This window comes from Flavobacterium sp. (assembly GCF_043720215.1).
Classification (GTDB): domain Bacteria; phylum Bacteroidota; class Bacteroidia; order Flavobacteriales; family Flavobacteriaceae; genus Flavobacterium.
This window is the reverse complement of record NZ_JAYSSZ010000048.1, coordinates 1-5510: the sequence shown is the minus strand read 5'-3', so window position 1 is coordinate 5510 and position 5510 is coordinate 1. Positions and strand designations below refer to the sequence as shown.

The following is a 5510-nucleotide window of genomic DNA, read 5'->3' as shown; positions in this document are numbered from 1 at the left end:
GTAAAAATTATTAACTTTATGTTTTAATTTTTACTAAAATTTACTAAAATTTAGTAAAAATTATTAACTTTATGTTTTAATTTTTACTAAAATTTACTAAAATTTACAAAATGCAAATTAGAATTGAAGCTATACAAATAGCGGAAGCTTTCAATATCAAAAAATTTAGATCAGAGTTTAAAACGGAAGCTTATTCTGGAACAACAACTGAAATTTTTTATGTTTTAAATGATAATCGGTATTTGTATATTTTTGATTATGGTGTTGTTGTTTTTGCGAACTATAACACCATAGAAAAAAGTGAGTTTATTGGTTTTGTAAATAACTACGCAACCATAGCGGTTGATCTAGATTTATTTGAAGAATACAAAATAGAAACAAACGAGAATATAACAAAACCAATTATAAAAAATGATTTTGTAACTGTTCCTAAAATTAGTCCATCGACATTGCGAATTGTTATGCTCAGCGTGGGACAATCTGTCGCTTTAGAGTATTATGAAATGCTAACAGACCAATTGATCACTTCTTCAAAAGTGTATATTCTTGAGTTAGAAAAACGTGGCAGACTAAGTATTTCTAAAGTTAATTTGCTAAAATACATAGGAAAAGTACTCAACGTAAAAAATAGTATTGTAGACAATCTTTATATTTTAGACGACCCTAATCTGGTTTGGGACGATGAGCAACTTGATTTTTTAAATCGGCAACTGAAGACCAATTTTGATATTAATACTCGTTTTAAAGATTTAGATTATCGATTGCAAATTGTAGAAGACAATCTGAAATTATTTACTGATGTATTAAACGTTCGAGAAAGTTCTCGTCTAGAATGGGTAGTCATTATACTTATTGCAATAGAAATATTTATTGCGCTATTTGTGCATTAAAGCAATAGAATAAAATACCTCTTAACCAATGATTTAGAGATAACATTAATAATCATTGATTAAATCTTGTGAAAAAATCACATAAACTTAATTATATAAAAACTTCATTTTTATAAATTCATTGTTTTGACAAGATTAATAGTACCTTTGCAATTATTATATTGAATTTTATTATGACAAAATCATTAGAAAAAAAAGGTCTTTTTACAGGACTTATAGAGCAAGATGAAAACGGAAACTTCTTTTGTGGAGAATATTTGTTAGATTATAAGATGGTTGTTTCTAACTTTAAAATTGGTGACAAAATCACACTAAAAAGTTCTATCACAAACCCAAGTGATATTTCGTTTAAGGCTTACGAGAAAAAATGCAAGAATTTTGCATTATTTAATCTCAAACCAGATAACGAGTAATAAAAAAGGGTTTAGAAAATTTTCTAAACCCTTTTTTGTTAACAATAAATTTAATTCTTTTTAGAAGTGCCTAGTTTATAATTTACTAATATAGCTTCCATACATATCCTTAAATTGGTAACCATTTTCGAAACGATCTTTACTTAATTTATCATATTCGACCAATGCCCAAAGGATAAATTCTTTCATGAAATTTCTGTCTTCTTTTACCAATTCTGGTTGGTATTTTTGAATCAAATTTTCTAAAGGCTTTACGTTATCAAGAATTGATTGGTATTCTTCATCCGAGCAATCATCTAATAATTCGAAACCACTTTCTGTAAAAAACCATTCTACCAATTCAGTATATTCATTTTTGGCATCAGCACGTTCTAACTTCTCTATTTTTGGAAAAAAAGCGGGAAAGAAAGTATGAATGGCATCTCCAATAAGATGTTGCGCCACTACTGCCGAACCTTCTTGCTCTCCTTCATAAACCAATTCTACTTTACCGGTAATTGATGGAATAATTCCCATAAAATCTGACAGTCGTAAGGTTGTTTTATCAGAACCAGATTTCAAGGCACGTCGTTCTGCTGTGCTTAACAAATTTTCGTAAGCAGTAATACTTAATCGAGCAGAAACACCACTTTTGTTATCAATATATTCGCTTTCACGAGCTTCAAAACTTATTTGCTCTAACAAATCTTTAGCTAAAGAGGGAACGTAAACCAAATCAGATTGTACTTTATCTAATTTAGATTCTTGGTGTGTTATCCTCCTTGCAATCTCGATACTTTCTGGGTAATGTGTTAGGATTTGTGATCCTATTCTATCTTTCAAAGGAGTAACAATACTACCACGATTGGTATAATCTTCAGGATTTGCTGTAAATATAAATTGCATATCAAGTGGCATCCTGAGTTTAAATCCTCGAATTTGAATATCACCTTCTTGCAAAATATTGAATAACGAAACTTGAATTCGAGCCTGTAAATCAGGTAATTCATTAATCACAAATATGCAACGATTAGCACGTGGAATCATACCAAAATGAATTACACGCTCATCAGCATAAGACAGTTTTAAATTTGATGCTTTTATGGGATCAACATCACCTATTAAATCAGCTACAGTAACATCTGGTGTAGCGAGTTTTTCGAAAAAACGTTCACTTCTATGCATCCATTCTATTGGGGTGGCATCTCCTTTTTCTTTAATTATATCTTTAGAAAAACGAGAAATTGGATTTAATGGATCGTCATTAATTTCGGAACCAGACACAACAGGTATGTATTCATCTAATAATTCGATCATTTTTCTAGCCAATCTCGTTTTAGCTTGACCACGGAGTCCTAATAAATTAATATTATGACGGGAAAGAATAGCACGTTCTAATTCTGGAATTACAGTATTTTCGAAACCATAAACTCCTTCAAAGACTGGCTTTCCTGATTTTATTTTTTCTCGAAGATTGTTACGCAATTCATCTTTAATACTTTGGCTTTTATATCCTGATGCCTTGAGTTCGCCAAGTGTTTTTATATTTGTCATTTTTTGTTTTTTGTTTTAGACTATAGAATTTTTACAGTTTTTAATTATATTACCTTAATATTAAAATTCTATTTTACTCTCTTTTTTCTATTTGTTTCGTAATCTTCAAAAATCATTTCACCTAAACCTTTTAGTCCAGTATAAAATGCTTTGCCTTGGTTGGCTTCTGTAAATCGATTGACAAATTTTTGTAAATAAGGATCATTTGCAATCATAAAAGTTGTAATTGGAATATGTAATTTTCGTGCTTGTTGTGCCTGATTATAACATTTGTCTACAATATATTCGTCAAGGCCATTACTATTCATATAATATTCTCCGTTTTTTTCGCGGACACAACTTGGTTTTCCATCGGTAATCATAAAGATTTGTTTGTTGGTGTTGCGTTTTCGTCGAAGTAAATCCATTGCCAGTTGTAATCCCGCTACAGTATTTGTATGATATGGACCTACTTTTAAATAAGGCAAATCCCGAATTGGAATTGTCCAAGCATCATTACCAAAAACTAAAATATCAAGTGTGTCTTTAGGATATCTAGTTGTAATTAATTCGGCAAGTGCCATCGCAACTTTCTTTGCTGGTGTGATACGATCTTCTCCATAAAGTATCATGCTGTGAGAAATATCAATCATTAAAACAGTACTCATCTGAGCTTTAAATTGCGTTTCTTCTACAACCAAATCTTGTTCGGTAAGCATAAAATCATCAACACCATTATTTATTTGTGCATTTTTCAGGCTTTCTGTCAAAGAAATTCGTTCTAAACCATCTCCAAACTGAAACTCTCTTAACTCTCCAGTATGCTCATCACCGCTTCCTGATTGTTTCGTTTTATGATTTCCAGTTCCTGATTTTTTAATGTTTCCAAAAATTTGATCTAAGGCGCTTTGACGAATAGCTCGTTCCGTTTTAGCAGTAATTCCAGTTCCTGTTGTTCCATCTTCTTTAAGCTCTTCTCGAATATATCCTTTTTTCTTTAAATCTTCAATAAAATCATCAATCGTATATTCTGGAGTTGTTAATTTGTATTCGACATCAAGTTCGCGTAACCAACTTATGGCCTCGTCAAAATCTCCAGAAGTGTGTGTAATTAACTCTTTGAAAATAGAAAAAAGTTTATCAAACGGAGATTGAAATGGGGCTTCGTATTGCTTGAAAAAAAAACCTTTTTTGTGTTCCTTGTACATAGTTTAAAAGTAATACAAATTCTTTTTAGACTTATGAAACGTTTATTAATTTTTAGTTAAAAGAATTGCTAGTCTTTTGACTCATTAAACTTTCTAACAATCGCTTTTAGTTTTTCAGCACGATCTACTTTAGCTTGTTTTACTTTATCCTGAGCTTTATGCAACTTATCGTTGTGCTTTTTGATATTCTTTTCGGTATTTCTACTCATGATAGATTTCGTTTTATTTCTTCTAAACTCGTATTGGCGAAAATTAATTCATTGACAATTTTTTTTCTTAACTCATCAATGTTTTCATTACTAAAATGTTTTGCCCAATTAGTCAAAGTTAGTATATTTCTTGCTTGTTTTATTCTTTTTGCCGTTTCTACTGAATTTCTTAAAACCTCATTTTTATCATACTTTGGATTATTCTTATGCTGATACATTATTGTTTGCTTATTGAAATCAGCTTCTAAATAGTATAAGTTTTCAAAATCATTATCTGGGTAAAAATCGTCCCATTTTGCAAAACCTAATTTAGTTTTTGATGCAGATTCAGGTTCAAGAGCAATCAATCTCCATTTACTATTAGCTAATCTTCCCCAATGATTGGATAAACGATACATTCCTGTTTCGGTATAAAAATAATGACTTCCAGCTTCGCTTTTATAGTTAGGAATTAGATTTTCTACAATCTGAACTTCAACTTCATTAAAAACACAAAAAGTATTTTTGAAAGATTTAGAATTGGGTTTAAACTTATTTTGTAGCACTACTTTTGTTGTTAAAAAATATTAACAACAAAATAACAAAAATAGTTACTAATAAAGAGAAAAAAATCTATTTTTGCACTCAAAATAATATAAAAACAATGAAAAAATTAATTTTAATTGCTCTTTCTGCTGTTGTAATGTCATGCAACGGAATTATAGGAAATGGGTTCAAGATTTCGGGAGAAATAAAAGGATTAGCTGACGGAACAAATGTTTTCTTAGAAAAGCAAAACAAATCGACTGCTACTGGTTTATTAACTGTTGATACAGTTCAAGTTAAAGATGGTAAATTTACTTTTGAAGGTAAAGCTGAAGAACCTGAGATTCACAGTGTTCGTTTTGACAAAACTCAAGGAGGATTTATAGTTGTTGTTGAGAAAGGAAACATCGATGCAGTAATTAATAAAGATAGTATTGCAATTGCAAAGGTTACAGGAACATTCAACAATGATGAGTTGGGTAAATATAATGTTGAAATGATGAAAATTCAGAAAAGAATGATGGCTTTTCAAAACACAAATATGCCAATAATGCAAGCAGCTTCTCAAAAAAATGATACTGTTACAATGAATAAGCTTAGAAAAGATTATTCTAAATTTCAAGACGAATTTACAAGCTACAACTACAAATATATTGAAGGTAACCCAAAATCATTTTTATCAGTTTTACTTGTTGAAGGGATGTTTAATGAGCAAGTGCCTAAAGTAGATAAAATTACAAAATATTATGAAGC

The 5510-nt window shown here is 30.1% G+C and carries 7 protein-coding genes; 3 read left to right on the top strand and 4 right to left on the bottom strand.

Going from position 1 to position 5510, the window contains the following annotated elements; genetic code table 11:
• Positions 1 to 110: 110 nt before the first annotated feature.
• Together ACHZC3_RS02060 and ACHZC3_RS02055 are read left to right on the top strand one after the other, a co-directional pair.
• Positions 111 to 890, top strand: a complete 780-nt coding sequence (locus ACHZC3_RS02060; RefSeq protein WP_394758215.1) for an RMD1 family protein — start codon at positions 111 to 113, stop codon at positions 888 to 890.
• Positions 891 to 1063: 173 nt separating this feature from the next.
• Complete coding sequence (locus tag ACHZC3_RS02055) at positions 1064 to 1303, top strand: hypothetical protein (protein ID WP_394758214.1); 240 nt, start codon at positions 1064 to 1066, stop codon at positions 1301 to 1303.
• A gap of 75 nt (positions 1304 to 1378) precedes the next feature.
• Here the strand turns inward: ACHZC3_RS02055 and ACHZC3_RS02050 are convergent, their stop codons facing one another.
• The 4 genes from ACHZC3_RS02050 to ACHZC3_RS02035 form a co-directional block, all read right to left on the bottom strand.
• Positions 1379 to 2836, bottom strand: a complete 1458-nt coding sequence (locus tag ACHZC3_RS02050) for an AAA family ATPase (RefSeq protein WP_394758213.1) — start codon at positions 2834 to 2836, stop codon at positions 1379 to 1381.
• 68 nt (positions 2837 to 2904) lie between these two features.
• The gene (locus ACHZC3_RS02045) at positions 2905 to 4023 is read right to left on the bottom strand and encodes a VWA domain-containing protein (RefSeq protein WP_394758212.1); all 1119 of its coding nucleotides are present in this window, start codon (positions 4021 to 4023) and stop codon (positions 2905 to 2907) included.
• A 68-nt stretch (positions 4024 to 4091) separates the two neighbouring features.
• Positions 4092 to 4232 carry a hypothetical protein gene (locus ACHZC3_RS02040; RefSeq protein ID WP_394758211.1) on the bottom strand — a complete coding sequence of 47 codons (141 nt, stop codon included), beginning with the start codon at positions 4230 to 4232 and terminating at the stop codon, positions 4092 to 4094.
• Positions 4229 to 4777: a hypothetical protein gene (locus ACHZC3_RS02035; protein ID WP_394758210.1), complete on the bottom strand. Its 549-nt coding sequence runs from the start codon at positions 4775 to 4777 to the stop codon at positions 4229 to 4231. The genes ACHZC3_RS02040 and ACHZC3_RS02035 overlap by 4 nt, the downstream gene beginning before the upstream one ends.
• Positions 4778 to 4875: 98 nt before the next feature.
• On the opposite strand from ACHZC3_RS02035, the gene ACHZC3_RS02030 reads away from it, so the two are divergent.
• Positions 4876 to 5510, top strand: a 635-nt coding sequence (locus tag ACHZC3_RS02030) for a DUF4369 domain-containing protein (RefSeq protein WP_394758209.1), incomplete at its 3' end; no start/stop codon positions are given.

Coding starts and splice junctions, on each gene's coding strand:
- ACHZC3_RS02060 (WP_394758215.1), top strand. CDS start 111: ATGCAAATTAGAATTGAAGCTATACAAATAGCGGAAGCTTTCAATATC.
- ACHZC3_RS02055 (WP_394758214.1), top strand. CDS start 1,064: ATGACAAAATCATTAGAAAAAAAAGGTCTTTTTACAGGACTTATAGAG.
- ACHZC3_RS02050 (WP_394758213.1), bottom strand. CDS start 2,836: ATGACAAATATAAAAACACTTGGCGAACTCAAGGCATCAGGATATAAA.
- ACHZC3_RS02045 (WP_394758212.1), bottom strand. CDS start 4,023: ATGTACAAGGAACACAAAAAAGGTTTTTTTTTCAAGCAATACGAAGCC.
- ACHZC3_RS02040 (WP_394758211.1), bottom strand. CDS start 4,232: ATGAGTAGAAATACCGAAAAGAATATCAAAAAGCACAACGATAAGTTG.